Source organism: Stenotrophomonas sp., from assembly GCF_050737575.1.
GTDB lineage: Bacteria > Pseudomonadota > Gammaproteobacteria > Xanthomonadales > Xanthomonadaceae > Stenotrophomonas.
Map to the genome: position 1 here is coordinate 137,959 of NZ_JBOHXW010000006.1, position 17,963 is coordinate 155,921.

Below are 17,963 nucleotides of genomic sequence, written 5' to 3' on the forward strand. Positions count from 1 at the left end.
TAACGCCGGAATTAAGCCGCGCCGCGAAGCGGCGTCGGCTTGAATGAATTGTTAGGCATCAAGCCGACACCAGAATGCCAGCGAGTACCTGCCCATGTCGATTGACTCCCAATCAGAGGACTCATGAATTGGCATCTTAAGGACGATTGTGTTGAGGTCAACATGAGTTGGGAACTCTGAAAGAACAATATCCGCCGCTTCTTGCCCGAGCTTGTGAGTGATTTTGAACAGCGGGGAAAAGCTTGAGAGCTCGGCAGCACCTACGCGAAAGCTGTCGCGGGTCAGCAGTTCGTCACCTTCAAAGAGGGCTAAGTCAACGCGCACAGATCCGTCCTTTGATGCCTAACGCCGGAATTAAGCCGAGCCGCGAAGCGGCTTCGGCTTGAATGAATTGTTAGGCCGCAGAGCTACGCTCTATCCGCTTCCCTTGAACTCTCTCAAGAACGGCCAACGATACAACGGGCGAAACAACAAAAACTAGAGTATTCAATAGGAGTGGAAAGCCACCGGCCTGAGCTAAGGCGAGTGCCGATACAGATCCACCGACGGGAACCGCAAGCCAATGGTAGGTGAAGGTGATAGATGCATATATGACAAGTGCTAGTCCCGCCGACACGGAAAGGATGCCACGTTTGGACAGCGCACCGCTACGAAGCGCCATGAATACAGAGACGAGTGCGGCGATTGGACTAACGCAGTCAAATGCCGGACTTAACTCTAAGCTAGCTTGCAACCAAACAAGCGCCGCCGAAATGGCGATGTAAGCGACACAGAACAGAGCATAGGGAGTTAATCTGATCATGAGCGATCCTTGCGGCCTAACGCCTGAATTAAGCCGACTTGGCCGCGCCAGCGGACAAGTTCGGCTTGAATGAATTGTTAGGGCCCACACCGAGGATGTCTAGAAGCTGACAGAGCCTTCCGTGGATCTTGGTGTGTGCGCTTACAGGCAATGCGGACAGGTACGCAGATTGCCACCGCTCCAATAGTGAATCAAAGTCTTGAAGGTGAGCAAAGTGCGCAGAGGCTATTGCCCGATACATCCTTGGCTCTAGGTTGTTACACAAGTGATGTGACCGACTTGTTGGCTCTGTGTTGAGACCAACGGCACACTCTTGGAGTGAGGCGTAACGTGCGCAGAAACCCGACAAATCAGTTGTCACTGACTTTTCGATGCAACTAGCTACAGCATGAAGATCGTGCTCTGGCAAGAAGTACGAATATTGCCTCTCGGGTGAGAGCGGGAATATTTCAAGTGGAGTGTCAACAGTCGTAGTGGCACTTTGATTGTCACTGCCATAGATGAGGCCGAGCTGGTTGACCACGTCCTCCACGATATTGTGGCGAACGCCAACTATTAACGAATAGTGTTGTCCGGCAATACCCCTAATTACAGTGGGGTATGTGGCAAACACGAACTCACTGAAGCCATGAGACTCCTTGCGGACAAAGGCGTTTCGCTTCCTGATGTAGCGATACCCCTGGATCTCGCCGATGGCTTTGTAAAGTCTCAATCCGAGTGACATTTCTTGTGGGCCCTAACGCCAGAATTAAGCCGACGCTGCGAAGCAGCGGTCGGCTTGAATGAATTGTTAGGCAGCATTGGCCAGGGATGTGTAACCACTGACCAACCAGCCCGCTTGTACAACCCAACGCAGATCGATCTTGCCACAGCGCACAGGATCGCGGCTTGCCCCGTAAACCATGAAGCGCGGTGCCGCCGAAGCCAAACGAAGTGAGTGCGGCGCGGCAATGAAACATAAGGCGAAGTGGCGAACCAACCGAGAGCAGAAACGGTTGTAACCGCTGTCCGGAGCCGACCGCCAAAGGGCCAATGCTGCACCCGAAGACAGAACCACCAACCCACGTTTACCAATGCCGCCTAACGCCTGAGTTAAGCCGGACCGCAGCCGGCGAGTGAGACTCGCGCGAGACCGAGAAGCGGTCTCGGCTTGAACGAATTGTTAGGCTGCACTTGCCATCAACTCTTTGGTGAGTGACCGCCAATTTTCCGGGCTAAATTTTGAGCGTGTTGCCGCCACAACATACAGATCAGACCCGCGCTGAACAATGCGGAAGCTACTGAGGAAGTTGGATGGTTCCTGGTCCTCGATAACTCTGCTCAAGCCTTCAATTTCTTGATGCCATACGGCGAGTTGATCTGAGAGGAAGTAGATCTTCTTAGCGAAGCGGGGAACGAGGTAGCGCGTAACGGCTGAAACCACATTTTGGGCCTCAGATTCGTCAAGAGCGATGGTCAGATTTGACGAGGTCACGCGAAATTGCATGGTGTGCAGCCTAACGCCAGAATTAAGCCGACGCTGCGAAGCAGCGGTCGGCTTGAATGAATTGTTAGACAAGGTTAGCGGTAGGCGCCAAGCAATCCGACCTTATAGCCTGCGCCGCGTAAGAATGCGGTAGCCTTGGCACTAAGTACGAGTACTGTGATCGTGCTGATTAGCGGAACAAACAAAAGTAAGAACACGAATGCCTTCGTTAAAAAGGACCATCCAAGCCCGTTGCTGATCTTAATCATCCCGTACACGCTCATGATGCTCGCAACAAGCAGAAGTGCCCATGCACCGAGCACTACATAGGCTCCGGCTTGCTCGGAGATGCCAAGAGTAGGTGCGATCATCATTGCGACTACAACAGTCGCAGTGATCAGAACGGCGCGAATCGCAGACTTTTGACCTATTGCTACTTCCTTTGCAGAAGCTTCCGTCCTATCCGCAGGCGCGTTGCCAGGCAGATAGGACTCTCCGAAGCGACGTTGCATAGATGTCTCTCCTTGTCTAACGCCAGAATTAAGCCGACGCTGCGAAGCAGCGGTCGGCTTGAATGAATTGTTAGGCAGCATTGGCCAGAGATGTGTAACCGCTGACCAAGCTGCCCGCTTGTACAACCCAACGCAGGCCGATCTTGCCACAGCCCGCAGGATCGTGGCTTGCCCCGTAAACCGTGAAGCGCGGTCCTGCCGAAGCCAAGCGAAGTGAGTGCGACGCGGCAATGAAACATAAGGCGAAGCGGCAAACCAACCGATGGCAGAAGCGGTTGTAACCGCTCACCGGAGCCGACCGCTAAAAGGCCGATGCTGTACCCGAAGACAGAACCACCAACCCACTTTTACCAATGCTGCCTAACTCTGGAATTAAGCCGACCCGCGAAGCGGGTTCGGCTTGAATGAACTGTTAGGCGGCTGTGGCCACTTACCGCCCCCCGGGCCAATGCTGCCTTGCGTGTGCAGCCCAATGCGAGCTGATCATGCCACAGCTTGCGGGATGGAGCTTGCCCCGGAAACCTTGCCGAGCATTGCTGCCGAAGTGCGATGAAATGATTGCGGTAGGGCAGTGAAGCGTAAGACGAAGTGGCGAACTTGCCGATGCCAGGAACAGTTGGAACTGCTACCCGGAGCCGACCAGTGACTTGCCGATGTTGCTGCCGAAAGAAGAAGGGCCAGCCAACCAAACACACCGACGCCTAACTCTGGAATTAAGCCGCGCCGCGTAGCGGCGTCGGCTTGAATGAACCGTTAGGCGGCTGCAGCCAATTGCATAACCCATGGCCAACGCTGCCCTGCTTGTACAACCCAACGCGAGCCGATCATGCCACAGCTAGCGGGACGGAGCCTGCCCGGGAAACCTTGTAGAGCGTTGCCACCGAAGTGCGATGAAATGATTGCGGTGGGGCAGTGAAGCGTAAGACGAAGTGGCGAGCTTGCCGCTGCCAGGAACAGTTGGAACTGCTACCCGGAGCCGACCAGTGACTTGCCAATGTTGCTGCTGAAAGATGAAGGGCCAGCCAACCCAGAACACTGCCGCCTAACGCCTGAATTAAGCCGCGCCGCGAAGCGGCGTCGGCTTGAATGAATTGTTAGGGCTCACAGCCGCATGCCCAGCCAGATAACTGCTTCAGTTGAGGCAGACACAATGGGCGTGAGAACCCTAGGCCAGAATGTACCAGCTTGGATGTGCCCCGAGGATTGATCGTGGTGCTCCTGCTCATCGGCAACGATAGATGAGATTGCTGACACGGCGGCTGGGTCACGGCCATGCAGTACTACAAGCTGATGCTGTAGATGCTTAAGTACGACGCTCTCAACAGCCGTGGTAGTTGCAGCAATAGCACTGCTGCCGAGCAGGCCAGTTATGGCCCCGAGTACGAAGCCACCAATGGCACAGAGCCAGTAACTACGGCAGCGACGCCGGCCACGCCGCTCCAACTCAGCGCCAAAAATGGCGCGGTGCCGTCTTTCGTGTGAGCGGAACTCACGAAGCTCTGCGAGCATGCTTGGGGCGGTGAGCCGGGCCATAAGGATCTGGCCTGTGTAGATGCCTATGGCGCCATTCTCACCGGCGTGATTGACCTTGATGATGCGGTCACCCAGATCAGTGGCTACAGGTTGCATGACTACTTCCATGTGAGCCCTAACTCCGGAATTAAGCCGACCCGCGAAGCGGGTTCGGCTTGAATGAACTGTTAGGCGGCAACTGCGCGCCACCTGCCTTGTAAAACACCGAACTGCATCTGCGCTTGGGCGAACGCGTCAGCGACTGATATGTGCCACGTATCTCCGTTGAAGGAATCGCCCCCAAAGGGCGCAGAGCTAACAAGGAAATACCCTGACGAGTCTTTGAAAATCCCCAAATGAACGGGAACGGTCACGTCGTTGACGATGGCAGAAAAGTCATCTATCTCAAAGGTGAGGATTTGCTCCATTGCCGCCTAACGCTCGAGTTAAGCCGAGCCGCGAAGCGGGTTCGGCTTGAATAAATTGTTAGAGTGCAGGCTAGCCGAAGCTGCGCTCATGTGCATTTGCGACCCAATCACGATCTACTGAGCCGTCGAAGCCCACAACCGCATCTACGGTGCAATGGGGACAAAGTGCCGTCTGTCCTATGCCTTCGGTGTCCTCATCTATCCAATCGACTACTGCGGTGGGCGGGAACTCAGTGCAACAGTAGTAGCAGACAGCAAATTGACTGCGAAGTAGCCGATTTCGATGCCCGGAGGATTCGCAAGTCCTTCCCATGCGCTCTAACGCCAGAATTAAGCCGACGCTGCGAAGCAGCGGTCGGCTTGAATGAATTGTTAGGCAGCATTGGCCAGGGATGTGTAACCACTGACCAAACAGCCCGCTTGTACAACCCAACGCAGACCGATCTTGCCACAGCGCACAGGATCGTGGCTTGCCCCGTAAACCGTGAAGCGCGGTGTTGCCGAAGCCAAACGAAGTGAGTGCGGTGCGGCAATGAAGCATAAGACGAAGCGACGAACCAACCGACAGCGGAAACAGTTGTGACTGCTATCCGGAGCCGACCGCCAAAGGGCCGTTGTTGCACCCGAAGACAGAACCATCAACCCACTTTTACCAACGCGGCCTAACTCTGGAATTAAGCCGACCCGCGAAGCGGGTTCGGCTTGAATGAATTGTTAGGCCCCAGGCAGCGAACTGGCGCCAGTGGCCCATGTGGCGACGAATTTACCGTGGCACTCACTGCAAAGCCAGACATGCCGATGAGAGCCTGTGACATAGCCTTGCCCAACGCTGGGGTCGTCCGAAATAGCTAGGGTCCACCAACATATGAAGCAGTGATTGTGGTCTTTGGTGTTGGTGTACTGCGAGCGGAGCCAGGGCCGCTCTTTGCACCAAGCGATGTTGTCGGCTATATCAACGAGTTTCCAAGTTTCACCGTGAATAACGACGGAGCTTTCCATGGGGCCTAACTCTAAGTGGACCGCCCAACAGCGGTGTGGCGCCGAGTATGTACATTTCTCGACAGCATTGAAACCGGATAATCTCACCCGCAAACATCAACTTGGCCGGTTCCAGTCCGCACAGGTGCAAGTCAATCTCCCTTGCATATGCCGCCTGGGAGCCGTGCCATGGAATACACCCCCGAACCGTCCGGTGTAACGCCTACAAAAACGCCGCGATTGCTGGACTTGGTGCGGCAGCAGATTCGGGTCCGGCACTACAGTTTGCGCACCGAGCAGGCGTACGTTGCGTGGATCCGGCGCTTCGTTCTGGCCAATGGCAAGCGCCACCCCAGCACGATGGGCGCGGAGGAGGTTGGGGCGTTTCTCACGCAGCTTGCGGTGGTGGGCAATGTGGCGGCGGCAACCCAGAATCAGGCCTTGTCTGCGTTGTTGTTTCTCTACCGCATTGTGCTGGGCGTGGAGTTGCCCTGGATGGAGGACGTGGTGCGCGCCAAGCGGCCGCGCCGGTTACCGGTAGTGCTTTCGCCGGATGAAGTGGCGCGTTTGTTTGCGGCCATGCCGGAGGCCATCACCGCGACGATGGTGCAGTTGCTGTACGGCACCGGCATGCGGTTGATGGAATGCCTGCGGCTGCGCATCAAAGATGTGGATTTTGCCCGCACTGAAATCTGCGTGCGTAGCGGCAAGGGCAATAAGGACCGACGCGTGCCATTGCCAATTTCATTGCGTGAACGTTTGTTGCGGCAACGCGAATGGGCGCTGTTGCAGCATGCCTCCGATCTGGCCAAAGACATGGGCCATGTCTATCTGCCGCATGCACTGGCGCGCAAATATCCCAACGCAGATACCGAGCCGGGATGGCAGTACTTGTTTCCATCCACCAGAGTTTCCACCGATCCGCGAACGCGGCGCATCGGTCGTCACCATGTGAGCGAGGAGATGCTGCAGCGTGCGATCAAAACCGCGCGTGCCGGCGCAGGCATTACCAAGCCGGCCACCTGCCATACGCTGCGTCATTCTTTCGCCACGCACCTGCTGGAGGCCGGCCACGATATCCGCACCGTGCAGGAGTTGCTTGGGCACAAGGATGTCGCCACCACGCAGATTTACACGCATGTGCTGGGGCGAGGTGCGGGTGGTTTGTTGAGCCCGCTGGATCGGTTGCCGGGGACGTCACCGTCCCCGTTCTGAGATTACCGATCAGCCGTCGAGCAGGGCTTTGTCGCGCACCGCGCCCTTGTCGGCACTGGTGGCCAGCAGTGCGTAAGCCTTGAGCGCGGTGGTTACCTTGCGTGGACGCACGTCAGCAGGCTTCCAGCCCTTTGCGTCCTGCTCCGCACGGCGGCGTGCCAGCTCGGCGTCATCCAGCAACAGGTTGATACCGCGCTGTGGAATGTCGATGCGGATGCGATCGCCATCGCGGACCAGGCCGATGGTGCCGCCTGCCGCCGCTTCCGGTGAACAGTGGCCGATGCTCAGGCCGGACGTGCCACCAGAGAAACGACCATCGGTGAGCAGCGCGCAGGCTTTGCCCATGCCTTTGGATTTCAGGTAGCTGGTGGGGTACAGCATTTCCTGCATGCCGGGCCCGCCCTTCGGGCCTTCGTAGCGGATCACCACCACGTCACCGGCCTGCACTTCGTTGCCGAGAATACCTTTCACGGCTGCGTCCTGGCTTTCGTAGACGCGCGCATTGCCCTCGAACACATGGATGGATTCATCCACGCCCGCCGTCTTCACCACGCAACCGTCTGCCGCAAGATTGCCGTACAGCACAGCCAATCCGCCTTCGTGCGAGAACGCATGGGCAACATCGCGGATGCAGCCTTCGGCACGGTCGGTGTCCAGTGATGGCCAGCGTGTGGATTGGCTGAAAGCCACCTGGGTCGGAATGCCGGCCGGGCCCGCCTTGTAGAACTGGTGGACGGCCTGGTCCTGCGTCTGGGTGATATCCCACTGCGCGATGGCGGCTGCCAGTGTGCGGCTGTGCACGGTGGACGTATTGGTATGCAACAGCCCGCCGCGTGCCAACTCGCCGAGGATGGCCATGATGCCGCCAGCGCGATGCACGTCTTCGATGTGGTACTTCTGCGAGTTCGGCGCCACCTTGCACAACTGCGGAACACGCCGCGACAGACGGTCGATGTCGCGCTGGTCGAAAGCCACTTCGGCCTCCTGCGCCGCAGCGAGCAGATGCAGGATGGTGTTGGTGGAACCGCCCATGGCGATATCCAGCGTCATCGCATTCTCGAACGCTTCAAACGTGGCGATGCCGCGCGGCAACACGTTGGCTTCTTCGCCGCCGTACCAGCGGTGGCAGAGTTCGACGATCAAACGCCCGGCGCGCTTGAACAACACTTCGCGGTCGCTGTGCGTGGCCAGCACGGTGCCGTTGCCCGGCAGCGACAGGCCCAGCGCTTCGGTCAGGCAGTTCATCGAATTGGCGGTGAACATGCCCGAGCACGAGCCGCAGGTAGGGCAGGCGCTGCGTTCGATGACGGCGACTTCTTCATCGCTGACGGCTTCATTGCCGGCGGCCACCATCGCGTCGATCAGGTCGAGCTTGTGGTCGGCGAGCTTGGTCTTGCCCGCTTCCATCGGCCCGCCGGAGACAAACACCGCTGGGATGTTCAACCGCAGCGCGGCCATCAACATGCCGGGCGTGATCTTGTCGCAGTTGGAGATGCACACCAGCGCATCGGCACAGTGCGCGTTGGCCATGTACTCGACCGAGTCGGCGATGATTTCGCGGCTGGGCAGCGAATACAGCATGCCGTCGTGGCCCATGGCGATGCCGTCATCCACCGCGATGGTGTTGAACTCCTTGGCCACGCCGCCGGCCGCTTCGATCTCGCGCGCCACAAGCTGGCCGAGGTCTTTCAGGTGCACGTGGCCGGGCACGAACTGGGTGAAGGAATTGACCACCGCGACGATGGGCTTGTGGAAGTCGCCATCGGTCATGCCGGTGGCGCGCCACAGTGCGCGGGCACCGGCCATGTTGCGGCCGGCGGTGGAGGTTTTCGAGCGATATTCAGGCATGGAGGCAAGCAGGAGCGGGCTAGCAAAAGCGCAGTGGGATCGATTCTGCATGAAGATCCCGGTTGCTGTTGCAACCATCCGGGGGTGGGAGATTGCGTGATGCGCGGTGGCTCAGAGCGACTCCTCCCCAACCCTGCCCTTGCCTGCGGCAAAGGGAGGGGGCCGGTCATGTGGGCTGAAGGAATTGCAGCCAAGCCGCCTTTAGCCCCCTCACTTTCGCGCAGCGAAGGGGAGGGGTGCTTTTCAGTCAGTAAAAAAGCAAACACCTGAAACCCGGTTCAGTTTCAAGACCATTCTCATTGACGCCTCGCCGACCGGATCAGGCATTATTCGGAAACAACTTTCACGGGGAATCGACGATGAAGCGATCCAGGACTACCGCGCTGCTGCTGATGAGCGCTGCGCCGCTGCTGTTCACCGCCTGCCAGAAGGAAGAAACGGTGCAGGTGAAGGAAGGGCTGTACACCTCGGTGGAAGCCTGCAGCGAAGCCACGGGCGATCCGTCCAGCTGCCGCCAGGCCTTTGCCACCGCGCAGCAGCAGTCGGCCGACGCGGCGCCCAAGTACGCCAGCAAGGAAGAGTGCGCCAAGGAATACCCGGCCGAGCAGTGCGTGCCGCAGCAGACCAGCGCCGGCACCTCGTTCATCGGCCCGATGATGATGGGCTTCTTCATGTCGCAGATGCTCAACAGCGGCCGTGGCGCCGTGGCCGCACCGCCGGCCTCGCAGCCGGCGTTCAAGGACAAGGCCAAGGGCTGGGCCAAGGCCGCACCGGGCGGCAGCGGTGGCATGAACACCGGCAGCGCCATTGGCGCGGGCAAGGCCGGCCTGGCGCCGGTGACCAGCCAGCCCAACCGTGCCGTGACCGCAAGCCGTGGCGGCTTTGGCGCGCGCAGCGGTGGCCGTACCAGCGTCGGCGGTTGATGCAGTGAAACGTGTTGCGATTGCCGAACGCGGCAACTGGCGTGCCCGTGCCGCTGAAGCTGGCTTCCGTTTCCACACCATCGACGGGGCGCCGTATTGGGATGAAAGCGCGTATTACGCCTTCACCCTGCGCCAGATCGAAAACGACCTGGAAGATCCCAGCGCCGAGCTGCATGCGATGGCGCTGGACCTGGTGGGCGAGGTGGTGGCCAGCGAGGCGTTGATGACGCAGCTGGCCATTCCCGAACCGTTCCGCGACTGGATTGCCGAGAGCTGGCGCCGCCGCGACCCACACCTGTACGGCCGCCTGGACTTTGCCTATGACGGCACCGGCCCGGCCAAGCTGTACGAGCTGAACTACGACACGCCGACGTCGCTGTATGAAGCGTCGTTCTTCCAGTGGCAATGGCTGGAAGACCAGCGCAACCGTGGCGCGTTGCCGCAGCACGCCGATCAGTTCAACTCCCTCCATGAAACGCTGGTGGAGCGCTTCGCCGAACTGACCGCGCGCTTGCCGCCGCCGCTGTATTTCAGCGCGGTGGGCGAATCGACCGAAGACCAGGGCACGGTGGATTACCTGCGTGATTGCGCGGCGCAAGCCGGGTTGCACGGCGCAGCCATCGCCATCGAGGACATCGGCCTTTCTGCTGACGGGCGTTTCACCGATCTGGACGATGTGGTGATCGGCAGCCTGTTCAAGCTGTATCCGCTGGAAGATCTGATGCGCGAAGAATTCGGCGCGGCCTTGCCGCGTTCGGGCGTGCAGTTGCTGGAGCCGGCGTGGAAGGCGGTGCTGAGCAACAAGGGCATTTTGCCGTTGCTGTGGCAGCGTCATCGCGGCCATCCGAATCTGCTGGAATCGCACTTCGATGACGGCAGCGCGCTGCCGGCTGGCTGGGTGCGCAAGCCACTGCATTCGCGCGAAGGCGCCAACGTGGCCATGCACATGGCCGACGGCAGCTGGCAAGAGAGCGAAGGCCCGTACAACGGCCCGAGCATCCGCCAGGTATTCCATGCGTTGCCGGTGTTTGACGGCAACTATCCGCTGGTGGGCAGTTGGGTGGTCGGCGACCGCGCCTGCGGTATTGGCGTGCGCGAAGACAACAGCCGCATCACCCGCGACAGTGCGCGCTTCCTGCCGCACGCCATCGTTGATGATGCGCCGCAGGGAAGTACGCGCATCTACCTGTAAACAATTGTTGTGGTGTTGCAGGAGCGGCGTAAGCCGCGAAGCCGATGATGTCCGGAATGCCAATGTAGTGCCGAGCCATGCTCGGCACTACATGGCTCGCCTTCTTTTCTGGGAAGCGGCGTTAGCCGCGAAGCCGGTTACAACAGGCCGTCGCGTTTGACCGCCAGGTAGCGTTCCACCAGCGCGGCCGGCAGTTCTTCAGCGGTGACATCCAGCACCATCACGCGGTGGCTGCGCAGGGCTTCGTGGGCGTCGGCGCGCTGCTGCAGGTAGCGGGCGAGTGCGCCGGCCTGCACGGCGTCGGGCAGGGTTTCCACGTCGCGTACCAGGGCTTGGTCGAGTTCGCGTTCGCGCAGGCTGGCCACGCAGACCAGGTGCCGCTTCTGCAGCAGGCGTACGGCGGCGAGCAGGTCTTCGATATCCTCGTCGCGTACGTTGGTCACCAGCATCACCAAGGTGCGGCGCGAATGCAGCAGCGACAACTCGGTCGCCGCTGCCAGATAGTCGGTGGCCACCGGCTTCGGTTGCAGGTCGTAGCTTGCCCGCAACAGCGTGTCGATGGCGCCGAGTCCACGCTTGGGCGCGACCCAGCGGCTATCACCACCGCTGGCGAACAAACCCACGCCGTCGCCCTGACGCAGCGCAAGGTAGGACACCACCAGCGATGCGTTGAGCACATGATCGAAGTGCGACAGCCCGCCTTCGTTGGCCATCATCCGGCGGCCGGTGTCGATCATCATCACCAGCTGTTGGTTCTTCTCGTCCTGGTATTCGCGCGAGATCAACTTGCGTGCGCGTGCGGTGGCTTTCCAGTCGATCTGGCGCAGGCTGTCACCGACGCGGTATTCGCGCATCTGGTGGAAGTCGGTGCCTTCGCCACGGCGGCGTTTGAGGTGCGCGCCGACCAGCCGTGAGGCCATTTCCGCACTGAGCAGGGCCAAGCGGGTGAGCGGGGCGAAGTTGGGGTAGACGCGCACCGTCTGCGCTGCGCCGGCGATGCGTTGTTGCCGCCACAAACGCAGTGGCGAATGCAGGCGCAGTTGCACGCCGTCGAAAACAAAGGTGCCGCGGTTGGCCGGGGTGAAGCGGTAGCTGAAGCGGCTTTCGCTGGCCGCTGCCAAGGTGAGCCGGCGCGGCAGGCCGTGGGTTTCCCAGCCATCGGGCACCAGGTCGAACACGTCCACGCGCTGGCGACCGAATGCCTCCAGTTGCAGCCAGCATTCGCGCTCAATGCCGAGTGCGAGGGAGTCGGGCAGTTCGCGACGAAGCTGCGGGCTGGGGCGGCGATGGAGCAGCACGCCATCGAGCACGGCGAACAGCACGATCACGCCGATTGCGGCATTCCAGACCTGCTGCGGCAGGTAATGCAGCGCGACCGGAATGCCGAGCAGGCCCCACAACACCAGCAGCGCGATCAGCAGGGGGGACGGCCTCACGGTGTCTGCTCCGGGGTTTGTGTGCTGAGAGCACCCCTCCCCAACCTTCCCCTTTGTGCTTTGCACGAAAGGGAGGGAGCAGAGTGCAGGCCTCCGCTTCGTGTTGTGCACGTCGGGGAAAGCGCAGTGCGGGCTTGCGCTTGGCTCACTTGCGCGGCGCCTCGACCTTGGCCAGCAATGCGGTCAGAACGTCGTCGGCCGACTGGCCTTCGATCTGCAGTTCCGGCGCCAGTGCGATGCGGTGACGCAATGCCGGCTTGGCGATTTCGCGCACATCGTCGGGGGTGACGAAATCGCGCCCGGACAACACGGCCTGCGCGCGTGCGGCACGTACCAGCGCAATGCTGCCGCGCGGGCCAGCGCCAAGGGCGATGCCCGGCCACTTGCGGGTGGCGGCAACGATACGCACGGCGTAGTCGATCACCTGCGGATCCACCGTGATCGCCGCCACGGCTTTCTGCAGGGCGACCACGTCGGCACCGCTGAGCACGCGCGGCACCTGCGACAGATTGAAGTCACTGGCCGCGCGGCCGGTGGTGATGGCTTCGACCATGCGCTTCTCGTCTTCCAGCTGCGGGTAGTCGATCAACACCTTGAGCAGGAAGCGGTCCAGCTGCGCTTCCGGCAGCGGATAGGTGCCTTCCTGTTCGACCGGATTCTGCGTGGCCAGCGTGAGGAACGGCGGGGTGAGCGGGAACGCCTTGCCTTCGATGGTGACCTGGCCTTCCTGCATCACTTCCAGCAACGCCGACTGGGTTTTAGCGGGCGCGCGGTTGATTTCATCGGCCAGCAGCAGGTTGGTGAACACCGGGCCGCGACGGATCTTGAAGCTCTCGGTCTTCGGGTCGTAGACGGCGTGGCCGCTGACGTCGCTGGGCATCAGGTCCGGAGTGAACTGCACGCGTGCGTAGTCCAGCTCCAGCGCCTGCGCCAAGGCGCGGACCAGCAGCGTTTTGCCGAGGCCGGGAACGCCTTCGATCAACACATGGCCGCCGGCCAGCAGTGCGATCAGAATTTGATCCAGCACATCGGCTTGGCCGATGAAGGCGTGGCCCACCGCGTCGCGGATGCGCTCGACACGTTCAATCAATTCGGCGTTGCCCGCAGCAGGCGCCGACACGGGAGCATCGCCGGGAAGGGCGGGCGGGAAGGGCGTATCAGTCATAGCTGGTTTCTCATCTGGATGAGCAAGCGGATGCGTTCGCGCAGTGCGGTGTCGTCCCGCGACGGCGGAACCTGCAGGGCGGTCTGCACGCGGGAAATGGGCCATTGCAGGTGCTCGGCGATGGCATGTGCCTGGGCATCACCGCTGAGTGCGGCGGCCACCGGCGCGCGCCGGCGCAGACGCGCAAGGAAGGATTGGCGCACCGCGTCGTACAGCAGCGGCGCCTTGCCGTAACGGTGCAGCAGTTCGCCACTGGCGCGGACGTGTTCCAGCAGCGAGCGGCGCTCCTCGCGCGGTGACGGCAGCAGCGCGCCGAAGCGTTGGCTGCGTGCCCACAGCCACGCCAGCAGGGCCAACAGCAGCGGCAGCCAGATCGGCCAACCGCGTTTGATCACGGTTTTCCACAGCGATGGCATCTCCATCGCGTAGATCAAATGGACGGTGCCCTTGCCGTAGTTGGGCGCGAGCACCAGTCGTGCCAAGTCACGATGCGGCAGGTCGCGCAGGCCGGTGTCACCGTCGTTCTCACCGTTGAGCAGGAAGTCCATTTCACCCAGCACATCGACGCGGCCGGCGCCGTAACGCAGGCGTGCCCATGCCACGGTCTGATCGTCGTTGCCATCGCCCCAGCGGCGTTCGACGCGGGTACTGCCGTCCAGTGCAAAGCGATGGCCGGTGCAGAACTCCTGGTGGCTTTCCTGCCCGGGCACCTGCCATTTCTGGCAGCGCGCCAGCGCGTCATGGGTGACAACCCCCAAGCGCTGCAGCAGGTTGTTTGTGTCGCCATCCAGGGCTTCGTCGGTATCGGGAGCCCGCAGCAGCAAATGGCCGCCGAACTGCACCCATTCCAACAAATCATCGACCTGCGTGGGCGTGAGCAGGCGTGGGTCGTCCAGCATCAACACGGTGTCACCGGGATGCAGGCGCATGCTCGGCAGGTCGAGTTGGCGCCGCGACTCCGCCTTGCCGCCGTCGCGGCGGATGGTTTCGCGCAACGCGAACAGCGGGTTGTAGGTGGGCTCGCCGTAAGCGGGCAGCGTGATGTCTTCGCTGCCGCGTTCGTAGTTGTGCAGGAACACCGCCGCCGCCACGCCGCACAGCAACAGCGCGACCAAGCCGATCAAGCTGTAACGCCAGCGCGGGCTCATGCCGGCCACCCGTATTGACGGTGGAGGTCGCCCAGCAACGCTTGGAATTCATCCTCACTTGGCAGCTGGCCTGCGTACGCGGCGTACTGCCAGGTGCGCACCATCTGTGCGAACAGCAGGCGGTCGGCGTCTTGTGGCATGCGCCGTGAGGCACGCAGGCACTGCGCTTCGGTAGCGCCGGGCGGCAGCACCACATCGGCGCGTTGCGACAGCACTTCCACCGATGCGCGATACAGCAGTGCCAGCGCGTGTCGCGGCTTGCCTTGCTGCCAGAGCTGGCGTGCGCTGCCCAGAATGTCCGGCGGCAGCACGTCGGGCAGCAACAGCGCTTCCTGTTGCAGCGGACTTTCGCTCTCGCGCGTGCGGCGACCGCTGCCACGCAACCACGGCAACCACCAACGCGCGGTGAGTGCCAGGGCGATCAACAGCACGCCCACCACAATCCACAGGATGCTTTCGCTGATCAGCGCCAGCAGCTTGGCGAATGTGCCGAACGGCAAATCCGGCAGATCATCGCGTTGCTTGCGCTCGGCTTCGCTGGGCTTCTTCACCCAACGATTGACGGTACGTTTGGCGCCCAGCTGCGGGTCTTCATACACGCGCGCAGCCGCCTGCCGGAAGCCGGCGGTGTCCACCGGTGCGTTGCCGAACACGCTTTGCGGTGTGGCGGTGCTGGCATCCGCGCCGGGGGCGGTTTTGTGGTTGTCGTGCAGCGCCGGCGCAGCGGTGTCGGTGTGCTGCGCATGTGCGGGCAACATCGGCAGGGTGAGTACCGCCAGCATCAGCGCCAATAACGGTGTCGCACGCAGCAGGCGTTCGCGCAGGCGACGGAAAGCGATCTCCACATCCCATGCTTCCAGCGCGGTGCGCCGGTTGAGATACAAGCCAAAACCGGCGCCGCTGAAGAATGGGCTGATCAGCGTCATCGCGGCCCAGGCCAGCAGGTTGAAGCCGACCAATACCCACGCAGGCGTGCCGTTGCCGATCAACTCCCAGGTTTCACGCAATGATTCGGACAGCCATTCCACCGGCACGAACATGAAGATCAATGCCACGCCGGCTAACTTCAACATCGTCTCGAAGTGCCAGCATGTCCAGGTCAGCAGCGCGGCATGGCCATAGCTGCCGCCGCCCAAGGTGTTGCGCCGGTTGCGACGTTGGCCGGCATCACCGCCTTCGAGCAGATCCACCGGCATCAACAGCGAACGGGCCGGGCTCAAACGCCGCCAGGTGAGGTAGGCCAGCGTGCCGCGCCAGCCCCAGTTCCACTGTGCTCGCAGCGTTTCCGCAGTGCCGGGCTCGGCACCGAATGCGCCGCGCGAAATCACGTACAGCGGAATGCGCTCGAACGCGGGCTTCAGCCACCACAGTGCGAACGCCGACAGCCACAGGTTGTCCAGCCACCAGCCGGCGAGGTTGAGCAGCGCGAACACTGGCAACGTCAGCAGCAGCCACGGTTTCCAGATGGCGCCGGCATGGCGCCGCACCAAGGCGGTGCCCAGCTCCATCGCCTCCCATTGCGAGCGTGCACGCAACACCACGTTGAGCTGGTCAATGCGCATTGCCGGCTCCACCGCGTCCGCCGCGCCACAGCCACACGATCACCAGCGTCCACAGCACGCCGGAGGCGGTGAGCTTGCCCCACATCGGCACCCAGACAATGGCCGACCAGAAGGCTTCAATGAACGCCGCCACCAGCAGCATGAAAGCCACGCCCAGGCACAGCCGCGCGCCGATCACGCCGCCCTCCACCAGCGCATCGATGCGCCGCTTGCGGCCCGGTGCCAGCAAGCGCAGGCCCAACTGCAGGCCGGCGCCACCGGCAATCACGATGGCGGTGAGTTCAAACGGCGCATGGCCAACCACGAAGCGCCAGAACGGCTCGCCGAAGCCGGCGTTCTGCAGGTGCCCAGCGACTGCGCCGATGGTGATGCCGTTGAATACCAACACCAGGATCGTGCCCACGCCGGCCAGCAGGCCGCTGGCAAAGGTGCGCAGGCCGATGCTGATGTTGTTCATGATGTAGTGGCCGAACATCGCCCAGTTGGTGCCGCTGTCGCGGCCCAGGTGATCGGCGGCCGGGTCGTACATTTTTTCCATCTGCGCGACCTGACGTGGATCGAGCAGCAGGTGGATCAATTCCGGCTGGAACTGCAGCAGCACGAAGATGCCGATCAGCGGCACCGCGAACAGCGCGCAGGCCACCCACATCGCGCCGGCCTGGCCGCGCACCAGTTGCGGGAAATCGGCGATCAGGAATTCCACCGCACGCTGCCAGCGGGGTGCCGGCGTGCGGTACAGCAGGTTGTGACCGCGCTGCATCAGCTGCTGCAGGCGCTCGACCAGTTGTGGGCTGTAGCCACGGCGGCGCGCCAATGCCAGCTGCTGGCACAAGCGGCGATACCGCTGCGGAATGGTTTCATCGCCGGGTAAGTCGGGATCGAGCGCGCTGCGGCCCTTGCGCGCTTTTTCACCACGGCGTTGCAGCCAGTCCTCGAACTGCTGCCATTCGTGTTGATAGCGAGTGACGAACTGCTCCTGTCTCATCGCCGCCCCAGCAACCAGTTGGCCATCGCGTACAGACGCAGCACGCCGGTCTGGCCGTCGGCCTGGCTCAGCGGCGCGACGATGTTGGCCAGCTCGCGCTGGCGCGGCACCGACAAGGCCGGGGCGCGTTCGGCAAAGGCGATCAACGCGGCCTGCTCGCTCGGCTGCAAGGGTTGCGGCGGCGCAAGTACGGTGTCGATGCGTGGCGGAGCATCGGCAGTGCGCGGCGGGCTGTGCACCACCAGCGAACCGGCCACCAGATCACCCAGGCGCCGGCCATGCGCATCGCACAGGCAGCTGATCAGGCCCAGCGCATAGCCGAATGGCAGGATGTCCACGGTGCGCAGCAGGTTGCGCACGATCGCCGGCATCCAGCCCAGCGGCGCGCCATCGCGTGCGACCACGCGCAGTCCCAGCACGCGTTTGCCGAGGGTCTGGCCCAGCCACACTTCCAGCACGATGGGGTAGACCCAGAACACCAGGAACATCAGGCCCAGATAGATGCCCTTGCCCATCTCGCCGAGCATCAGCAGCAACGGGCTCATCACCAGCAACGTGCCGAAGCGGATCACCAGGTCGATCAACCAGGCCAATGCGCGTGGCACTGGGCCGGCCGCCGGCAATTGCAGCGGCACGCCTTCGGGCGTGATGACTTCCAGATAGGTATCGAGCATCGGCAACGCGGTGCTCATCGCGACACCGTCGGCGACGGCTGCGAGGCATGCGTGCGACGAAGGTAAGTCCGGTTTCCGGCCCGGACGGATGCCTGGGGCATTCGGGTCTCTGCTGCGT

15 protein-coding genes are annotated in these 17,963 nt (G+C 61.9%); 3 read left to right on the forward strand and 12 right to left on the reverse strand.

Annotated elements, in window-relative coordinates:
• Window positions 1-51 precede the first annotated feature (51 nt).
• From ACREP4_RS12920 to ACREP4_RS12940, 5 genes are all read right to left on the reverse strand, one after another.
• Entirely contained in the window at window positions 52-324 is a 273-nt protein-coding gene (locus ACREP4_RS12920; RefSeq protein WP_055764306.1) for a hypothetical protein, read from the reverse strand.
• A gap of 70 nt (window positions 325-394) precedes the next feature.
• Complete coding sequence (locus ACREP4_RS12925; protein WP_431596599.1) at window positions 395-802, reverse strand: hypothetical protein; 408 nt, start codon at window positions 800-802, stop codon at window positions 395-397.
• 1,162 nt (window positions 803-1,964) lie between these two features.
• Entirely contained in the window at window positions 1,965-2,288 is a 324-nt protein-coding gene (locus ACREP4_RS12930) for a hypothetical protein (RefSeq protein ID WP_431596600.1), read from the reverse strand.
• A 74-nt stretch (window positions 2,289-2,362) separates the two neighbouring features.
• Window positions 2,363-2,779: a hypothetical protein gene (locus tag ACREP4_RS12935; protein ID WP_431596601.1), complete on the reverse strand. Its 417-nt coding sequence runs from the start codon at window positions 2,777-2,779 to the stop codon at window positions 2,363-2,365.
• Between the two features lie 1,101 nt (window positions 2,780-3,880).
• A complete protein-coding gene (locus ACREP4_RS12940; RefSeq protein WP_431596602.1) occupies window positions 3,881-4,408 on the reverse strand; it encodes a demethoxyubiquinone hydroxylase family protein in 528 nt (175 codons plus the stop codon).
• 1,478 nt (window positions 4,409-5,886) lie between these two features.
• Here ACREP4_RS12940 and ACREP4_RS12945 point away from each other — a divergent pair.
• Window positions 5,887-6,912: an integron integrase gene (locus tag ACREP4_RS12945; protein ID WP_431596603.1), complete on the forward strand. Its 1,026-nt coding sequence runs from the start codon at window positions 5,887-5,889 to the stop codon at window positions 6,910-6,912.
• A 9-nt stretch (window positions 6,913-6,921) separates the two neighbouring features.
• Here the strand turns inward: ACREP4_RS12945 and ilvD are convergent, their stop codons facing one another.
• The gene (gene ilvD / locus ACREP4_RS12950) at window positions 6,922-8,760 is read right to left on the reverse strand and encodes a dihydroxy-acid dehydratase (RefSeq protein ID WP_431596604.1); all 1,839 of its coding nucleotides are present in this window, start codon (window positions 8,758-8,760) and stop codon (window positions 6,922-6,924) included.
• Window positions 8,761-9,119: 359 nt separating this feature from the next.
• On the opposite strand from ilvD, the gene ACREP4_RS12955 reads away from it, so the two are divergent.
• Window positions 9,120-9,683 carry a DUF1190 domain-containing protein gene (locus tag ACREP4_RS12955; protein WP_431596605.1) on the forward strand — a complete coding sequence of 188 codons (564 nt, stop codon included), beginning with the start codon at window positions 9,120-9,122 and terminating at the stop codon, window positions 9,681-9,683.
• 4 nt (window positions 9,684-9,687) lie between these two features.
• On the forward strand, window positions 9,688-10,875 hold the full coding sequence (locus tag ACREP4_RS12960) for a glutathionylspermidine synthase family protein (protein ID WP_431596606.1): 1,188 nt from the start codon (window positions 9,688-9,690) through the stop codon (window positions 10,873-10,875).
• A 137-nt stretch (window positions 10,876-11,012) separates the two neighbouring features.
• Here ACREP4_RS12960 and ACREP4_RS12965 read toward each other — a convergent pair whose 3' ends face one another.
• From ACREP4_RS12965 to ACREP4_RS12990, 6 genes are all read right to left on the reverse strand, one after another.
• The gene (locus tag ACREP4_RS12965; protein WP_431596607.1) at window positions 11,013-12,311 is read right to left on the reverse strand and encodes a DUF58 domain-containing protein; all 1,299 of its coding nucleotides are present in this window, start codon (window positions 12,309-12,311) and stop codon (window positions 11,013-11,015) included.
• A gap of 145 nt (window positions 12,312-12,456) precedes the next feature.
• Entirely contained in the window at window positions 12,457-13,476 is a 1,020-nt protein-coding gene (locus ACREP4_RS12970; RefSeq protein WP_431596608.1) for an AAA family ATPase, read from the reverse strand.
• Window positions 13,473-14,624 (reverse strand): DUF4350 domain-containing protein, encoded by a 1,152-nt coding sequence (locus tag ACREP4_RS12975; protein WP_431596609.1) that lies wholly within the window; start codon window positions 14,622-14,624, stop codon window positions 13,473-13,475. Before ACREP4_RS12975 ends, ACREP4_RS12970 begins: the two co-directional genes overlap by 4 nt.
• Window positions 14,621-16,186, reverse strand: coding sequence for a DUF4129 domain-containing protein (locus ACREP4_RS12980; RefSeq protein ID WP_431596610.1), 1,566 nt, complete (start codon window positions 16,184-16,186; stop codon window positions 14,621-14,623). Before ACREP4_RS12980 ends, ACREP4_RS12975 begins: the two co-directional genes overlap by 4 nt.
• The gene (locus ACREP4_RS12985; protein ID WP_431596611.1) at window positions 16,176-17,171 is read right to left on the reverse strand and encodes a stage II sporulation protein M; all 996 of its coding nucleotides are present in this window, start codon (window positions 17,169-17,171) and stop codon (window positions 16,176-16,178) included. The genes ACREP4_RS12980 and ACREP4_RS12985 overlap by 11 nt, the downstream gene beginning before the upstream one ends.
• Entirely contained in the window at window positions 17,168-17,863 is a 696-nt protein-coding gene (locus ACREP4_RS12990; RefSeq protein ID WP_431596612.1) for an RDD family protein, read from the reverse strand. The genes ACREP4_RS12985 and ACREP4_RS12990 overlap by 4 nt, the downstream gene beginning before the upstream one ends.
• Between the last annotated feature and the right edge of the window lie 100 nt (window positions 17,864-17,963).

Excerpts from the sequence above, each read along its gene's own strand:
- ilvD (WP_431596604.1), bottom strand. The coding sequence starts at position 8,760 with ATGCCTGAATATCGCTCGAAAACCTCCACCGCCGGCCGCAACATGGCC.
- ACREP4_RS12985 (WP_431596611.1), bottom strand. The coding sequence starts at position 17,171 with ATGAGACAGGAGCAGTTCGTCACTCGCTATCAACACGAATGGCAGCAG.
- ACREP4_RS12975 (WP_431596609.1), bottom strand. The coding sequence starts at position 14,624 with ATGAGCCCGCGCTGGCGTTACAGCTTGATCGGCTTGGTCGCGCTGTTG.
- ACREP4_RS12980 (WP_431596610.1), bottom strand. The coding sequence starts at position 16,186 with ATGCGCATTGACCAGCTCAACGTGGTGTTGCGTGCACGCTCGCAATGG.
- ACREP4_RS12930 (WP_431596600.1), bottom strand. The coding sequence starts at position 2,288 with ATGCAATTTCGCGTGACCTCGTCAAATCTGACCATCGCTCTTGACGAA.
- ACREP4_RS12955 (WP_431596605.1), top strand. The coding sequence starts at position 9,120 with ATGAAGCGATCCAGGACTACCGCGCTGCTGCTGATGAGCGCTGCGCCG.
- ACREP4_RS12935 (WP_431596601.1), bottom strand. The coding sequence starts at position 2,779 with ATGCAACGTCGCTTCGGAGAGTCCTATCTGCCTGGCAACGCGCCTGCG.
- ACREP4_RS12925 (WP_431596599.1), bottom strand. The coding sequence starts at position 802 with ATGATCAGATTAACTCCCTATGCTCTGTTCTGTGTCGCTTACATCGCC.
- ACREP4_RS12990 (WP_431596612.1), bottom strand. The coding sequence starts at position 17,863 with ATGAGCACCGCGTTGCCGATGCTCGATACCTATCTGGAAGTCATCACG.
- ACREP4_RS12970 (WP_431596608.1), bottom strand. The coding sequence starts at position 13,476 with ATGACTGATACGCCCTTCCCGCCCGCCCTTCCCGGCGATGCTCCCGTG.
- ACREP4_RS12940 (WP_431596602.1), bottom strand. The coding sequence starts at position 4,408 with ATGCAACCTGTAGCCACTGATCTGGGTGACCGCATCATCAAGGTCAAT.
- ACREP4_RS12945 (WP_431596603.1), top strand. The coding sequence starts at position 5,887 with ATGGAATACACCCCCGAACCGTCCGGTGTAACGCCTACAAAAACGCCG.